11 protein-coding genes, 2 pseudogenes and 1 CRISPR repeat array are annotated in these 16,485 nt (G+C 70.5%); of the genes and pseudogenes, 12 read left to right on the top strand and 1 reads right to left on the bottom strand.

What is annotated here, in order from left to right:
• Window position 1 precedes the first annotated feature (1 nt).
• The 12 genes and pseudogenes from ND748_RS05540 to ND748_RS05485 all read left to right on the top strand — a co-directional run bounded on the left by ND748_RS05540 (window position 2) and on the right by ND748_RS05485 (window position 15,392).
• Window positions 2-904 (top strand): hypothetical protein, encoded by a 903-nt coding sequence (locus tag ND748_RS05540; protein WP_251744575.1) that lies wholly within the window; start codon window positions 2-4, stop codon window positions 902-904.
• Complete coding sequence (locus tag ND748_RS05535) at window positions 901-2,082, top strand: thiolase domain-containing protein (RefSeq protein WP_251744574.1); 1,182 nt, start codon at window positions 901-903, stop codon at window positions 2,080-2,082. Before ND748_RS05540 ends, ND748_RS05535 begins: the two co-directional genes overlap by 4 nt.
• A gap of 87 nt (window positions 2,083-2,169) precedes the next feature.
• Window positions 2,170-2,646 (top strand): Zn-ribbon domain-containing OB-fold protein, encoded by a 477-nt coding sequence (locus tag ND748_RS05530; protein WP_251744573.1) that lies wholly within the window; start codon window positions 2,170-2,172, stop codon window positions 2,644-2,646.
• Complete coding sequence (locus ND748_RS05525; protein WP_251744591.1) at window positions 2,646-3,869, top strand: CaiB/BaiF CoA-transferase family protein; 1,224 nt, start codon at window positions 2,646-2,648, stop codon at window positions 3,867-3,869. The genes ND748_RS05530 and ND748_RS05525 overlap by 1 nt, the downstream gene beginning before the upstream one ends.
• A gap of 5 nt (window positions 3,870-3,874) precedes the next feature.
• On the top strand, window positions 3,875-4,795 hold the full coding sequence (locus tag ND748_RS05520) for an SDR family NAD(P)-dependent oxidoreductase (protein WP_251744590.1): 921 nt from the start codon (window positions 3,875-3,877) through the stop codon (window positions 4,793-4,795).
• Window positions 4,796-4,803: 8 nt separating this feature from the next.
• On the top strand, window positions 4,804-5,556 hold the full coding sequence (locus ND748_RS05515) for a CoA transferase subunit A (protein WP_251744571.1): 753 nt from the start codon (window positions 4,804-4,806) through the stop codon (window positions 5,554-5,556).
• 2 nt (window positions 5,557-5,558) lie between these two features.
• A complete protein-coding gene (locus ND748_RS05510) occupies window positions 5,559-6,209 on the top strand; it encodes a CoA transferase subunit B (protein ID WP_251744589.1) in 651 nt (216 codons plus the stop codon).
• A gap of 426 nt (window positions 6,210-6,635) precedes the next feature.
• Complete coding sequence (locus ND748_RS05505) at window positions 6,636-7,376, top strand: SDR family NAD(P)-dependent oxidoreductase (protein ID WP_251744569.1); 741 nt, start codon at window positions 6,636-6,638, stop codon at window positions 7,374-7,376.
• Between the two features lie 146 nt (window positions 7,377-7,522).
• A pseudogene (locus tag ND748_RS05500) lies at window positions 7,523-8,059 on the top strand (IS3 family transposase); the annotation flags it as partial.
• Between the two features lie 866 nt (window positions 8,060-8,925).
• Window positions 8,926-10,386 (top strand): annotated as a pseudogene (locus ND748_RS05495) (IS1634 family transposase).
• A 284-nt stretch (window positions 10,387-10,670) separates the two neighbouring features.
• Window positions 10,671-11,656: direct repeats of the CRISPR family, unit length 37 nt; unit sequence GCAGCGCCGGGGGTCCGCCCCCGGCGAGGATCGCAAC.
• A 297-nt stretch (window positions 11,657-11,953) separates the two neighbouring features.
• Window positions 11,954-13,462 (top strand): hypothetical protein, encoded by a 1,509-nt coding sequence (locus tag ND748_RS05490; protein WP_251744565.1) that lies wholly within the window; start codon window positions 11,954-11,956, stop codon window positions 13,460-13,462.
• A gap of 253 nt (window positions 13,463-13,715) precedes the next feature.
• On the top strand, window positions 13,716-15,392 hold the full coding sequence (locus tag ND748_RS05485; protein WP_251744563.1) for a hypothetical protein: 1,677 nt from the start codon (window positions 13,716-13,718) through the stop codon (window positions 15,390-15,392).
• Between the two features lie 40 nt (window positions 15,393-15,432).
• Here ND748_RS05485 and ND748_RS05480 read toward each other — a convergent pair.
• The coding region (locus ND748_RS05480) for a Na+/H+ antiporter NhaA (RefSeq protein WP_251744561.1) at window positions 15,433-16,485 on the bottom strand (1,053 nt) is incomplete at its 5' end.

Genomic DNA, 16,485 nt, shown 5'->3' with positions numbered 1-16,485 from the left:
CGTGATATCGGTGAACATTGCTGGTAGCTACTGCCTGCCCCCGCGCCCCGACATACCGATGGCCCTCGACGAGATGATCTATACGGTCACCTCGGGCGCACTGCGCGACGCCGGACTCGGCATCGGCGACGTCTCGGGCTCGTTCATGGCGGCGTCCGACCTTTACGACGGCCGCGCGATCGCGACCATGACGCTCACCGGATCGACCGGCTCGTTCCACAAGAACGAGATGCGCGTCTGCAACGACAGCCTGGCGGCGCTCACCCTGGCCGCGGCCGAGGTGGCGGCGGACGCGGCCCAGGCGGTGATCGTCTGCACCTGGAGCAAGCTCAGCGACGCGAACCGGGACGCCATGGCCGCACTCGGCCTGGAACCGGTGTTCACCCGGGGGCTGAACGCCCATCCGGACGCTGTCGTCGCACTGCGCCGGTCGTCCGATCTGGGGCGGCCGACGCTCGTCGAACGGACCGCCGTCGAATCGGCCGACGTCGCCGTCGCGCTGATCCTCACCGCACCCTCGCCCGAGCGGCGGACCCGCGGCACGGTCATCGGCCTCGGCGCCGCGAACGGCCCGTACCTGCGTCCAGGTGAGCCGCTGTTGGGGCCCGTCACCGCCGCCGCGACCGCGGCGTGCAAGCTCGCCGGCCGCGACGTGACCGATCTGCGCCGCGCCCGGGTCGCCGGCCTGCACGCGGTGGACGACGACGAGCTCGCACGCGCGGTCGGGGTGCCCCGCGACGTTCTGGCCCGCCAGAGCGAACGGTGGGCCGACCTCGGCTACGCCGCCGGCCTGCTCGCCGTGCACGAGTCGCTCGCCGCCGGCGAGCCCGGCCCGGCGCTGGTGCTCTCAGCGGGCGGCATCGGATACGAGAACGCGCACGCCGCGTTGGTGGAGGTCGCATGAGCCCGCAGCAGCCCGCGGTCCTCGGCTTCGGCCAGACCCGGTACAAGACGTCACGGGCCGACGTCGGCACACCCGAACTCATCTTCGAGGCGGTCAGCCGCGCGCTGGCCGACGCCGACACCGAGCTCACCGAGATCGACGCCGTCGTGTTCGCCTCGGCGCCCGAGGTGTTCGAGGGCGTGTACGAGCCGGATCGCTGGTGCGTCGAGGCGTTCGGCGGGGTCGGCAAGCCGCTGATCCGGGTGCACACCGGCGGGGCCACCGGGGGCTCCGGCCCACTCGCGGCGTCCCGGCTCATCGCGGCCGGCCTGTACGAGACCGTGCTCGTCGTCGGCCTGCAGCGCACCTCGGAGACGGCCGACGCGCAGGCGGTGTTCACCACGATCTTCGATCCGGTGTACGAGCAGGACGTCCAGCTCAACGTCATCACCGGCATCGCGCTCGTCGCCTCGCGACAGATGAAGTACTTCGGCCTGACCGAGGATCACATGGCCTGGGTGTCGACGAAGAACTTCGGCAACGCGCTGCGCAACCCGTACGCACACCTGCATCGCGAGATCACCGAGCAGGAGGTCAAGCAGTCCCGTTCCCTGGCGTACCCGCTGCGCCTGTTGCACACCTGCCCGCGCTCGGACGGCGCCGCGGCGGTGGTGATGACCAGCGCGGAGAAGGCCCGCGGGAAGTCCCACGCCGCCTACGTCGCGGGCCTGGGCTGCGCGGCGGACGTGTACCGCATCGGCGACCGCATCCACGACGACGAATCCGACTTCGCCATCCCGCGCGCCCAGGCATGGGCGGCCACCGAGGCCTACCAGGAGGCGGGCATCACCGACCCGCGGCGTGAGCTGGACGTGGTCGAGGTCTACGCGCCGTTCGCCAACCTCGAGATCGCCTACTACGAGTCGCTCGGCCTGGCGCCTCCCGGCCGCGGTATCGACCTGGTCGAAACCGGCGCCACCGCGATGGACGGCGACATCCCGGTCGTGCCGTCCGGAGGCTGCATGACCACCAATCCCATCGGCGCCACCGGCCTGATCCGCTTCGGTGAGGCCGCCGCGCAGGTGATGGGACGCGCCGGCGATCACCAGGTCGACGGCGCCCGGCTGGCCCTCGCCACGGCCTGCGGCGGAATCGACCAGTTCTACACCGCGGCCGTCCTCGCCGCCCAGCCCGCCTGACCGATGCCCCGGCCGACGTCGCACGCGCCAGACGCCCGGATAGCAGACGTCCCGCCCACCGACCGCCTGACAGACACGAGGTCCGACATGACCGTTCCCACGACTGTCCCCACGCGCATCCCCGGCGAGTGGCACATCCCTTACCAGTACACGATCGGGACGTTCGCGACGGCGTTCTTCGACGCCCTGCGCGAGCAGCGGATCCTCGGCTGCCGATGCGCACAATGCGGTCGGGTGAGCGTGCCGCCGAAGTCCTTCTGCGAGTACTGCTTCGTCCCGATCGATGAGCTCGTCGAAGTCGGTGACACCGGCCGGATCGAGGCCGTCACGGTCGTGACCGCCCCGTTCGCCGGCTCGCCGCCCGTCCCGTACGTCGTCGCCTACGTGCGGCTGGCTGGCGCGACGTCGTCGATCTGCAACTACGTGCACGGCGTGGACCTCGGCGATCTCGATCGGCTGCCGGCCGACATCGCGATCGAGGCGCCGGTGCGTGCGGTCTTCGGCGACAAGCGCGAGGGGCGGGTGACCGACTTCTGGTTCGAGCCCGTCCGAGACCGGTCGTGATGGTTCCGTCGCAGCCGGAGCGGCCGACCCGGCCGCGGCCGGATCTGCCACTCGCCGGTCTGCGGGTACTCAGCCTCGCCGAGCAGTATCCCGGGCCGTTCGCGACGATGCTGCTGGCCGACCTCGGCGCCGACGTCATCCTGATCGAACGTCCCACAGGAGGCGACCCGACGCGGCGCTTCACCGGCCACTTCGAGGCGTTGAACCGCAACAAGCGCTCGATCGCGCTCGACCTCAAGTCCGAGGACGGGCAGGAGGTGTTCTGGCGGCTCGCCCCGACCGCCGACGCGGTCGTCGAGGGCTACAAGCCGGGCACCGTCGACCGTCTCGGGATCGGACCGCGCCAGGCCCGGACCCGCCTGCCGGCGCTCGTGTACGCGTCGATCTCCAGCTTCGGGCAGACCGGCCCGCTCGGGGCCCGCGGCGGGCACGACATCTCGATGCAGGGCATGACGGGCCTGGTGCGGGGCGACGACCCGCGGCCGGCGCCGCTCCCGCTGGCCGACCTGGCCTCGGCCATGTTCGCCGCCTTCGGGGTCGTCGCGGCGCTACTCGGCCGCGAGCGTAACGGGACCGCCGGGTACCTCGACGTCTCGATGCTCGACTCGCTGGTGAGCTGGCGCAGCACAGTGCTGGTGTCCGAACTCAACGGGCTGGATCCCGCGCCGTACCCGCCGCTCGACCCCGGCTACGGCGTGGTCGAAAACTCGCGCGGCGAACGGCTCACATTGAGCATCGCCGGGGAGGACCACCAGTGGCGGGACCTGTGCGCCGCACTCGGGCTGGACCATCTCGCCACGCTGAGCACCGTCGAGCGCGAGCGGGACCGCCGGGCGATCGCCGACGAGCTGAGGTCAGCCTTCCGCAAGGCCGACTGGGCTCTGCTCGAGCCGCAGCTCGCCGCGCATGGAGTCGGGTTCGGCCCGGTGTACGACGATCGGCAGATCACCACGGACGAGCAGGTCGTCGCCCGCCGGATGATCGTCGACGTGCCCGGCGACGGCGATCCGCCCGGCGCCGGATCGGACGAGCGCGGCGGGCGGGTGCGGGTCGTCCGGCAACCGGTCCTGTTCGACGGCGCCGGGGGTGTGATCGCCTCCCGCGCGCCGCGGCTGGGCCAGCACACCCGCCCCGTGCTGCGCGACCTCGGTTATTCCGATCTCGACGTCGACGCGCTCGTGGCGCGCGGCGTCGTCGTGACACATGAAGGTGGACGGTCTTGACCGACATGCGATTCGACGGCCGCGTCGCCGTCATTACCGGCGCCGGCACCGGACTCGGCCGGCAGCACGCCCTGTTACTCGCGGCCCGTGGCGCGGCCGTGGTCGTCAACGACCCAGCGCCGCCCGCGGACGGTGTCGGCGTCGCGCCGGCCGCGGCCGTGGTGAACGAGATCGTCGCGGCGGGGGGAACAGCCGTCGCCGACGTCAGCTCGGTCGCCACGCCGGAGGGCGGGCAGGCGATCGTGGACGCGGCCCTGGCCGCCTTCGGCGGCCTGGACATCGTCGTGAACAACGCGGGCATCGTCCGGGACAAGACGTTCCCGAAGATGACTCCGGACCTGATGGACCCGGTGCTCGATGTCCACCTGCGCGGCGCGTTCTTCGTGACCCGCCCGGCCTACCTGCACATGCGGGAGCGCGGGTACGGCCGGATCGTGTCGACCTCGTCGGCAGCGGGGCTGTTCGGCAACTTCGGCCAGACCAACTACGGTGCCGCCAAGATGGCCCTCGTCGGGCTGACCCGGGTACTCGCCCTGGAGGGTGCGCGCTACGGCGTCAAGGCGAACGTCCTCGCGCCGATCGCCGCGACCACCATGTCGGCGGGACTGCTCGACGAGGACTGGGAGCGTCGGCTCGACCCGGCGCTCGTCTCGCCCGTCGTCGCGTTCCTGTCCCACGAATCCTGCCCGACCAGCGGGGAGATCTTCTCCGCGGCGGCCGGGCGGGTCGCCCGAATCTTCATCGCCGAATCGCCTGGTTTCTACTCGCCGGAGCTCAGCCTCGAAGACGTCCGTGACCGGTGGGATGTCATCTGCTCGGAGACGGGCTACGGGGTGCCGATGAGCGCCGAGCAGGAGCGCGACCTGTTGAGCGCGGCGTTTCGGCGGGCCGAGGCCGGCTCCGCCTCCGCCGCCGCGGCCTTCTGAGGCGGCCGATGGACAAGACCTGCGGCTCGGCCGACGAGGCGATAGCCGACATCGCCGACGGCGCGTCGCTCGCCGTCGGCGGGTTCGGGCTGTGCGGAATCCCGCACGTACTGATCCAGGCGCTGCTGGCGCGTGGGACGACCGATCTGGAAACGGTGTCGAACAACTGCGGCGTCGACGGTGCCGGACTGGGGCTCCTGCTCGCCGCCGGACGGATCCGGCGCACGACCGGCTCCTACGTCGGGGAGAACAAGGAGTTCGCCCGCCAGTACCTCGGCGGGGAGCTGGAGCTGGAACTGTGCCCACAGGGCACACTCGCGGAGCGGCTGCGGGCCGGGGGCTCGGGCATTCCGGCGTTCTTCACCCCGGCGGGGGTGGGGACGACGGTCGCCGACGGCGGGCTGCCGTGGCGTTACACGCCGGCCGGGGAGGTCGCCGTCGCCTCGCCCGCCAAGGAGACACGACGGTTCGGCGACCGGGAGTACGTGCTGGAGCACGGCATCACGACGGACTTCGCGCTCGTCCGGGCGGCCGTGGGAGACCGCCACGGCAACCTGGTCTACGCCCGGTCGGCGCAGAACTTCAACCCGCTGTGCGCCATGGCCGGACGGATCACTATCGCCGAGGTCGAGCGGCTGGTCGAACCGGGCGACCTGCCCGCCGAACAGGTGCACACGCCGGGAATCTTTGTCCAGCGAGTCATCGAGGTGGGTCCGGACGGCAAGGGCATCGAAAAGCGAATGATCAGGACGGAGGGGTGATCGTGGGTCTCGACCGCGACCAGCTCGCCGCACGGGTCGCGGCGGAACTGCGCGACGGCCAATACGTGAACCTCGGGATCGGGCTGCCGACCCTGGTGCCGAACTTCCTGCCGGCCGGGATGGAGGTCGTGCTGCATTCGGAGAACGGGATCCTCGGTGTGGGCCCCTACCCCGTCGAGGACGACGTCGACCCGGATCTGATCAACGCTGGCAAGGAGACCGTCACCGTGCTGGCCGGCGCGGCCTTCTTCGATTCCGCGGCGTCGTTCGCGATGATCCGCGGCGGCCACATCGACGTCGCGGTCCTGGGCGCGATGCAGGTCTCGCGGAACGGGGACCTCGCCAACTGGACGATCCCGGGAAAGACCATCAAGGGCATGGGCGGCGCGATGGACCTCGTCCACGGTGCCCGGCGGGTCATCGTGATGATGGAGCACACGACCAGGGCGGGCGCACCGAAGATCGTCCGCGAGTGCGACCTGCCGCTGACCGGCACACGATGCGTGCACCGCATCATCACCGACCTCGCGGTGATCGACGTCGAACCCGTCGGACTCGTACTCCGCGAACTCGCTCCGGCGGTGACCCTCGACGAGGTCCGGCGACGCACCGGCGCCGATCTCGTCGAAGCCCTGGACCGTTCGGCCGGATAGCAGGCGGCGGGAGTACTGCCGGCGGCAACTTCGGCCCGCCGGGAAGGGAACCGGGCCGATACTTTTCCTCGAAGTGATCCCGCCCCTCTGAAGTGAACATTGAGCACTACTGGCGCGAAAATTTCGGTCAACCACAGCGAAGGCGATGATTCCACTGATCGAAAAACCGAAAAGCAAACACATCGACGGAATCGTTAGGTCCGGCCAATCTGGCATGGAGTGGGATCCGGCAGGGCCGATCCCTGCCGGCGCAATAATGTCCATCACGGATTCGGACGGGAGGGAGACCTGGCGGGTGGCGGACTACACCGACGCATGGACACCAGGCCGGAGCCGACCACCGGTGCCCGCCCTTCGGCTCGTATCGCTCCCGCGCGAGCGGGCGGCCCTGGCACTCGGGCGAATCGAGACGATGGCCGGGCCGGTATGAACGACCGCGCCACAGCACTGGTCACCGGAGGCTCGCGGGGAATCGGCCGCGGCATCGCTGAGAGACTCGCCGCGGCGGGGTATACCGTGGTGATCGCTGCACGCAAGTCCCAACCGCTCGAGGAGACCGCCGCGCAGCTGCGAGCAGCGGGCGGCGATGTGCACGGTTTCGCTGGCGATATGGCACAGGAGTCGGACGTCGAGGCACTGGCCCGCTTCCAACTCGAAATATCACCCAGGCTGGAGCTGCTGGTTCTCGCGGCAGGTGTGGGCACGGCTGGTCCGTTCGCCGAGTACCCGCTGCGTCGCCTGGACTTCCAGGTCGCGGTGAACCTGCGGGCTCCATTTCTGCTCGTGCAGCGGCTGCTGCCGGCGTTGCGGGCTGCGGCCGACGCGCAGCGGAGTCGGGGCGCCCGGGTCGTCGCGATCGCGTCGATCACTGGCGTTGCCGCCGAACCAGATCTAGCCGCGTACGGGGCTACCAAAGCTGCACTGATCTCGCTGTGCGAGTCTCTCACCGTGTCCGAGGGAAAGCGTGGCGTCAACGCCACGGCCATCTCGCCGGGCTACGTCGACACCGATATGACCGAGTGGGTGCGCGGCCGTATTCCCCGAGATGAGATGATCAAGGTTGACGACGTCGCCGAGTTGGTCATGGGGTTGAGGCGGATGTCGCGCTACGCGGCAGTGCCCAATATCGTGCTTACCCGACCGGGCGTTCAACTGTGGCGGGCATGAGCCGCCGACCAGACTGGGGCCTGGTTGGCAGCCGGTTCTCCGGATCCGGTCACTGGCGTGCCGGGCCTGTGGAGCTCCGGAATCCCGATTTGGGTGGCTGACCTAGGCGTTTACCTGCCGAGCAGGGTCTGTGTCGGGCAGGCTGGATGGTCATGGTGTGGTCGCTGCTCTACGCCTTGACGCGCAACACTCTCGGGCTGGCGCTGCCCCGGGCTCACTGGGGTTCGTTCTTCGTCACCCCGACCACCGTGCTGCGGTGGCACCGTGAGCTCCTCGCACGACAATGGACCTACCCGCGCAAGACGCCCGGGCGGCCACCGGTCTGCCGGGAGATCCGCGATCTGGTCCTGCGCCTCGCACGGGAGAACCCGACCTGGGGCCACCGCAGGATCCAAGGAGAACTCGCCGGGCTGGGCTACCCGGTCGGGGTCGCCACCGTCTGGCGGATCCTGCACCGCGCAGGCATCGACCCCGCGCCCCGCCGGGCCGACACCTCCTGGCGCACGTTCCTGTCCGCCCAAGCCTCCGGCATGTTGGCCCGCGATTTCTTCACCGTGGACACCGCGTTCCTCCAGCGGATCTACGTGTTCTTCATCGTTGAGCATGCCACCCGCCGTGTTCATGTCCTCGGGGTCACGAAGCATCCGACCGCAGCGTGGGTCACTCAGCGGGCACGGAACCTCACCCCGACCCCAGGTTCCAGCGTCCGACGCACACGCATCCTCGGCGGGCTGATCAACAAGTACCTCAACGCCGCCTGACGCCGCCGCCGCCGCACGATCATGTCAACTGCAAAAGAGCAGTTCACGGGTCAAAACCCGGATTTTGGAGCCCCACAGGCCGACAGGCCGAGCCGATGCAACAGCGCCGACCGACCACGCCCGCAGGCGCCTGGACTCGTGAGGATGGGGCGGCGATGCCGCGGCAAGCCGCCATCACCAAACCGACACTACATATACGTGCGCTCGCATACGCGCAGGTAGAGGCACATGTGGGGTAATGGTCCGTGTCGGCCGGGGTAGTTGAACCCCCACGGCCATATGCGCAGGCCAGAGACCATGTTGATCTTGCTAGGTTGTGTCCGAGGGGGGACTCGCCCACTACGCCCACGCCCTTGACCAGCGCACCCGCTTTCCCGCTCTTCGGCCGATAGGTGACCGGTGACCGCAGGCGAGGAAGACACCGTACAGGCAGCAGAGATCTGCGGGACCAGCCGCTTGCTTCACTCGGCGGCCGGCGGCGAGAGCATCGTCCCTCGTTTCATGATCCAAACTGTTGCCGTGCGGCTAGGTCAACATGATTGACTATCTTGAACCACGCGGACGGTCGGGCCGCTCAGATCCGTCAGCGACTGGCCAGCGGGCGGATGGCGAGAGGTCACGAGAAACCTGACTTGGGCCAAGATCTGATCGTCTCGCTGTTCGTGGACAGGTGACCTGCGGGTTTGGTCTGGGAGGCGCGCACTAAGCGGGGTGGTGGCCGTGGCCTACTCTGTCGGGCTGTGTCTCCCTACGTGAGGACGGTGAAGACCGCGTCCGGTGCGCGGGCGGTGCAGATCGTGCACTCCCAGTACCGGGGATCACGCGAGATCGAGCACATCGGGTCGGCGCCTACCGATACCGACCTCGAGCTACTCAAGGCGGTGGCCCGCCAGCGGCTCGCCGCGGGGCAGGGCGGGCTCGATCTTCGGCTGCCGGGCAGGTCACCTCCTCGACGCGCTGGCCCGCGGCTACGACACGCTGGGGTTTCCCGCCGCGACCGGCCGCGACGAGGTCTTCAAGGCGCTGGTGCTCGCACGGATCATCGAGCCGACCAGCAAGCTCGACTCCCTGCGCGTGCTGGACGAGGCCGGCGCGCCCGCCCCGTCCTACCGGACGGTGCAACGCCGGCTGCGTCGTTACGCGGGCGCCGACGACGTCGACGAGACCGGGCAGCCCGTCCCGGTCGACCCCGCCGGTGGCCCGTGGCGGGCACGGTTGGCGCGCGCCTGCGCGGACCACGTCGGGCTCGGCCCGGCGACGTTGTTGCTCTACGACGTGACGACGCTGTACTTCGAGACCGACGAAGGCGACGGGTTCCGCGAGCCGGGGTTCAGTAAGGAACGACGCCTGGAACCGCAGATCACCGTCGGCCTACTCACCGACGGAGCCGGGTTCCCCCTGACGGTGCACGCGTTCGAGGGCAACCGGGCCGAGACCACCACGGTGCTGCCCGTCCTGACCGCCTTCCTGAAGGAGCACGGCCTGTCCGCGGTGACCGTCGTCGCCGACGCCAGGATGGTCTCGGAGGCGAACAAACGCGCGATCGAAGCGGCGGGCCTGTCGTTCGTCCTCGGCGCCCGCGTGCCCGACATCCCCTACCAGGTCAAGGCATGGCGGGAAGCGCACCCGGACACCGAGATCCCGGACGGGCACGTGTTCACCCAGCCCTGGCCCGCCAGCCCGTCCGACCAGCGAGCCGACCACACGATCTTCTACCAGTACCGGGCCGACCGGGCCCGGCGCACCCTGCGCGGGATCGACCAGCAGGTCACCAAGGCCGAGAACGCCGTCGCCGGGAAGACCGCCGTGAAACGCAACCGCTACGTGCGCCTGACCGACGCGAAAAAGTCGGTCAACCGGGCGCTGGAAGCCAAGAACCGCGCCCTGGCCGGGATCAAGGGCTACGTCACCAACCTGCCGAACCCCGACCCCGACCAGGTCATCGCCACCTACAGCCAGCTGCTCAACGTCGAGAAAAGCTTCCGGATGAGCAAGTCCGACCTCGCCGCCCGGCCGATCTACCACCACACCCGCGCATCGATCGAAGCCCACCTGACCATCGTGTTCGCCGCCCTCGCCGTCAGCCGCTGGATCGAGAACACCACCAGCTGGTCCATCCGCAAGTTCGTCACGACCGCCCGCCGCCACCGCACCATCACCATCCAGGCCGGCGACCACACCATCACCGCCGCCGACCCCTACCCGACGACCTCCAAACCGCCCTCGACACCATCCACGGCACGCACTAAATGGCCCAAGTCAGGCCCCGAGATTCAGCAGGAGCTGGAGGCAGCGACTCCAGATCTGATCGACCGGCAGCGTCAGCCACCGCGCCAGTTCCACGGTGTTGTGATCCTCGCCGCGCACAGCCGCCACATGTCACACTCCCATGTGCTTCCCCAACTTCGGAACCCCCAGTACTGGCTCTACAGCCGGCACCTTCCGAACCTAAAATGCTGTCACAACGGACAGAAATAGTGCCAAGACGCGGCCACAGAAAGCTGGAGCAACACGAAACCCCTGCTCACGCAGGGCAGCGCCGGGGGTCCGCCCCCGGCGAGGATCGCAACCGCACGGCCGATCCGTCACCGGTGCCAGGGTGGGCGCAGCGCCGGGGGTCCGCCCCCGGCGAGGATCGCAACAGCTCGGCCTGTAGATCTCGGTAGCCTGCCGCCATGGCAGCGCCGGGGGTCCGCCCCCGGCGAGGATCGCAACCTGGTGCGCGCCGGGCCAGCCGTCGACGAGCTGCCAGGCAGCGCCGGGGGTCCGCCCCCGGCGAGGATCGCAACCTCCGCTATCCGCGTGGAAGCCTCCATGAATCGCCCGGCAGCGCCGGGGGTCCGCCCCCGGCGAGGATCGCAACGGCTCCAGCCGGGAGAACACCACCGTCCGAAGCCAGGCAGCGCCGGGGGTCCGCCCCCGGCGAGGATCGCAACAACCGCCACGACGACGCGAAATCCGCAGCCTTGCTGGCAGCGCCGGGGGTCCGCCCCCGGCGAGGATCGCAACATCGTGCTCCTCTCAGCCGTCCACGTCCGCGGCGGCGCAGCGCCGGGGGTCCGCCCCCGGCGAGGATCGCAACCGGCCGGATGCTGCGCCGCGCGGCAATCGTGTCGAGCAGCGCCGGGGGTCCGCCCCCGGCGAGGATCGCAACAGCACCATCAGGCTGTGCGGGCCCGGGGCGGGGTCGCAGCGCCGGGGGTCCGCCCCCGGCGAGGATCGCAACCACCTGCCACGAGGTCGGCGAGCGACGCCAGCTCCAGGGCAGCGCCGGGGGTCCGCCCCCGGCGAGGATCGCAACGGCGAGGCCGGCCAGGACCGCGCGGCGCCGGACCTGCAGCGCCGGGGGTCCGCCCCCGGCGAGGATCGCAACTACATCGACGAGACGGGCGGGCCGCGAGGTCGGTTGAGCAGCGCCGGGGGTCCGCCCCCGGCGAGGATCGCAACGTCCCAACCCAGACGGCCTACGACATCCGAGAGTCGCAGCGCCGGGGGTCCGCCCCCGGTGGGGATCGCAACCGTGCCGAGAACTCGCCGCCGCGCGTGCGGGACCACGCCCGTCGGTCCGGACGACGCTTCCGCCACGCGAACGGCCAGCACTTCATGCAACGTGAGAATGAGTTCCGTCTCCGCGGGCTGTCGGACCTTCTTGATCGCGTCTGCGGGCCGGTGATGGCCATGGCATCCAGACAGCGGCTCTCCGATGCGGTGCCGGCCGTCCTTGACGCGCCCGGTGGGCAGTGGCATCTGTATTGCGCCTCGCCCAGTGCTGACCGGGTCTTCGCAGAGTTCCGCGCCGCCGCTGAAGGTGACGCGGTGGTTTACGGGGTACAGGACGCCTTCTGGAGCGTCGAGCAGCAGCTCGGTTTCGCCATCCCTGATGCCGCGTGGAGGGCGTTGCTCCGTGCCGCGCCCACCCGGGCAACTCCCGAGGCCGATCTTCTCCCGCTGGACCTCCCGGTCGAGGTGTACACCCCGACGCGGGCCAGCCGAGTGCGCATCGCGGGTGAGCCAGCGACCACCTACGGCCGGCTCCTGCACGCCGACCCCCCAGCCCGCCGCTGGGAACACGGCCCCTTCCGCATCGAGATCCTTGCCGATTCCGCGCTTGGGCTACCGGGTGGGCCCGTCGGCTCCTACGTCTCCTACCGGCTGTGGCACGACGGCCGCGTCGTCTTCGCCCGCGCTGGCGTGCCTCTCACCGCCGCCGACCCCTTCTCCGACGACGCCCTGCGGGAAATCGCCGCGCACCCCGCCCTGGCCGAGCAGGCCGACCGCACCCCCACCATCCGTCAGCGAGACTTCCTCGCCCGAGAGCACCCGGCGCTGATTTCCGCCCTGGCTCCGCCTCCCCCGCTCTATCCGCCCGGCACCCGCGTGCACGTACGGGGCATGATCTCGTCCACGACGGCGGCCGGGGTGATCCTCGGCGTCGTTTTCGACCGTGGCGGCGTCGCGCATTACACCTGGCGTCCCGACGTCTACGACCTTCCCGGACACCCCCGCCAGGCCCGGCGCCCCGACCACGTTCTGGTCTCCCCGTTCGACCATGTCAGCCCCAGCCTCGAGGAACCTGACACCGCCGTGGATGGTCCGGACGGCCCAGCCCTGCTCACCTACGGTGCCCGCGTCCGCTCCATCGACCATCCCGACCTCGACACCGGCACCGTGCTCCGCCTCCTCCTCGAGGACGACGGGCCCATTTACGAGATCCGCCCCGACGGCGCCGCCGGCTCCACCATCCACCTGCCGATCGACGACGTCGTCCCCCTCGCCGGGACCGCGTGGCCCACGGTCGACGCTGTCATCGACGCCCGTGACAGCGACGAAGTCCCGCTCGTCCCCAGCGAAGCCATCGTCACGCTGCGGGAAATGACCATCGCCGTGGACACCCCGCACGGAGCCCTCCTCTACAACCCACCCACCGTGGTCCCGTCCCTCGACCAGACGCTCGACCCCGACTCCCCGAACCTAACCGCCGCCCCGTCCTTCCACCTGCAGTCCAGCAGCGACAGCCAGTTCCGCCAACCCGTCTTCACGATCAACAACGAGACGGTCTACATCATCGACGCCCACCACGGCGCCCTCGAAGTGCCCAACGACGTCATGGCAGCGGCCATCGCCTACCCGCCCGCCGCACTCGCCCGGCTCGCAGCCGACCTGCCCGATCTCCATCTCGACGGCGCCGAAGCCGGTCTCACCGTCGCCGCCCTGGTGGCCGTCCACATCCCCGACCTGCCGGCCCCTCCGCCACCCCAGCAGACCCAGCCACCCGACCCACCCATCGCCCCCAGTCCCGACCCAGGCATGGATTTCGATCTATGAACGCCGAACCGGTCCCACGGACCAGCCCACCAAACAGCCGTCGCACCTTGCGCGCGGCCACCAGTGCACACCGCCGGAGCGCCCGAATGCGCCGACGCGGTCACCGACGGTTTCCGCCGCAAGACCGCCTCCCAACTCGACGGTCCGCAGCCCTTTCTCCTGCGGCCCTATCCCCCGCATCAGCCACCAACGACCGTCGTGAGACTCCGTCGGCCGTGGCATCACGGTCGGATTCGCACCGGACGGGGTACCGATGACCACGCCTTCCCCGCTGCGCGTCTCGCCGGTCCTGCTCGACACCCCAGCGGGAGTGTGGCACCTGGCTCGGACAACATCGGACAGTGACGGCATGTCTGCCATGCTGCAGACCAATGCAGGGCGGGGGCCCCGCCACACGGTGTACTTCCACGCTCAAGGCGACATGTGGGAGGTGGAAGAACGTCTCGGTTTCGCGCTACCCGCGGCCATCAGAAAAGCTTTGCGCCGTGCGGCTCCCCAGCAGGTCGCCCCTTCCCTTGACCACGAGGTCTTTACCGACACCTTTCTGCCCTTCGCCATGCCGCAGGGCGACTACCGTCCGCGACGTGCCAGCCGCGTGACCATCGCCGGCCAGACGCCGACGAAATACGGCCGGCTGCTGCACGCCGATTCGCCGCTGCGACGCTGGGAGCACGACACCTGTCGCATCGACATCGTCGCCGACCCGGGGATGTCCAGCGGCCACCCGTCACGCGCACTTGGCTATCGACTGTGGCAGGATGATCACGTCGTCTTCGCCGGCGGTGGAGCACGCATCCCCGCTTCCTTCGACGCGACCTCGGATGCGGCGCTGCGTGAGATCGCCCAGTACGCCCTTCTCCGCCGTCCTGGTACCGCTCGCCAGCGGGCGTTGCTGGACCAGCAGCGTCCCGCACTGGCCGCCGCGCTGGCCCCGCCCACCGAGCCCTACCCACACGGCACCCACGTCCTCGTCCGCCATGCGCACCTGCCGGGCACCGTGGCCGGAACGGTCGTTGGTCACGTCTCCAGCCGCACCGGCACCGCCGACTACGTCTGGCGGCCGGACGTCTTCGACCTCCCCGGGCATCCCTATGCCCATCAGCCGGAGCAGACGCTGCGGTCCCCCGCAGCCCTGGTGGAACCCAGCCTGGGCGCACGCGGCATCGAGGTCGCCGGCCCGGACGCGCAGGTCGTTCTCACCTACGGCGCCAGGATCCGCACCATCGACCATCCCGACATCGACACCGGCACCGTCCTACGGGCCTTCATGGACGACAACAGCACCATCCACTACGAGATCCGGCCGGACGACAACCACACGACGATCCGACTCCCCAAAAAAGATGTCGAGGCCCTCGCCGGAACGGCCTGGCCCACCGTTGACGCCGTCCTCACCGCACGTTCACAGACTGACGTGCCCGTCACGGACCGAGAAGCGATCGTCGCGCTACGAGAGATTGCGGTCACATACACGAATGCCCGCGGCGCCATCATCCCCTACCTCCTCCGCGAGCCCTCTCTCGACAATCTCCTCGATCCTGGTTCCCCCGACTTCCTCCCTGTGCTGGACACCGCCCCATCCCCGCAGGACCTTCCACGGCCCCAGGTCCACAGCGACGTCCACACCATCCACGTCCTCGATCCCGATCACGGACTTTTCGCTATACCGCGCCCGCTCCTGGAGGCCGCGCTCACCACCCCACCTGAGAGGCTGGCCGCTCTCCTCCACGACCTGGCCGATCTTCACCTCACCGGACGGGAATCCCCCGTGACCCTGGCCAGCCTGACCGTCACGTGGCTCCCCGATCTGGTGACAGCACCACCACGACCCGACGAACCCGGCAGCCCTACGGTCGCGCCGGCCGTCCCCGACGATGCCGTGCCTTTCGATCCGGGCGCGGCTGAGCCCGCCCTGGATCCAGATCTGTGAGACCAGCGCCCACCGATCACGAATCCGCCTCCAGCGGCATCTACCAGATGCACCCGTCGTCTCCGGCGCCGCGGGGGGAGTCCGCAGGCGTCCCAGTGCCTGATCGAGGGACCGGCGGCTGGCCATAGCCGGCGGGCACGGGTGGCCCGGCTCCGGGGGCGCCCGGGGCGGCGACGGTCGCGAGCGGGGTGCGCAGCGCCGCGAGGGCGAGGGCGCTGGCCGCCACCGACGCCATGAGGATCGCGGTGGAGGCGCCTTCGACCGCGGCCGGGTCGGGCAGGGCGAGACCGGCGATGAGCAGGCTGACGGTGTAGCCGATCCCGGCGAGCAGGCCGAGGGGGACGAGGTGGCGCCAGTGGACGCCGTCGGGCAGGCGGGCGAATCCGAGGCGCACGGCCAGCCACGCCCCGGCGGGGACGCCGAGGAGCTTGCCGGCGATGAGCCCGACGGCCACCCCCCGGCTGATCGGATCGGTGACGACGTGCAGCAGGGCCGTCGGGGCGAGGGACACCCCCGTCGCGGACAGCGCGAACGCGGGGAGGACCACGGCCGCGCAGATCGGGCCCAGGCGCCGCTGTAGCCGGGCGGCTGGCGCTTCGGGTTCGCCGGGGTCGGGGCGGACGCGGACGAGTAGGCCGAGGGCGACGCCGGCGATGGTGGCGTGGATGCCGGCGGCGTGCACGCAGACCCAGGTGGCCGCGGCGAGGGGGACGTGGAGCAGTGGTGAGGTCCAGCGGCGCCGGTGGGCGAGGGCGGTGGCGGTGAGCGGGGCGGCGGCGGCGGCGAGCCAGCCGAACGAGATCGGGGCGCCGAATCCGACGGCGATGAGCAGGATGCCGCCGAGGTCGTCGGCGATGGCGAGGCCGAGTAGCACGGTGCGTAGTCCCGCCGGGGCCCGGCGGCCGGCCAGGGTGAGCACGCCGAGGGCGAAGGCGATGTCGGTGGCGACGGGGATGGCCCAGGCGTGCCCGGCGCCCGGGGTGTGGTGGGTGAGGGCCAGGCAGATCAGCGCGGGCGCGATCATGCCGCCGGCCGCGGCGGCGACGGGCAGCGCCGCGCTGCGCCGGTCGGCCAGGGCGCCGTCGGTCAGTTC

The sequence above is a fragment of the Frankia sp. AiPs1 genome, assembly GCF_023716945.1.
Classification (GTDB): Bacteria; Actinomycetota; Actinomycetes; order Frankiales; family Frankiaceae; genus Frankia.
Note: the sequence above shows the minus strand (reverse complement) of the source record. Positions and strands in the feature narration are given on the sequence as shown.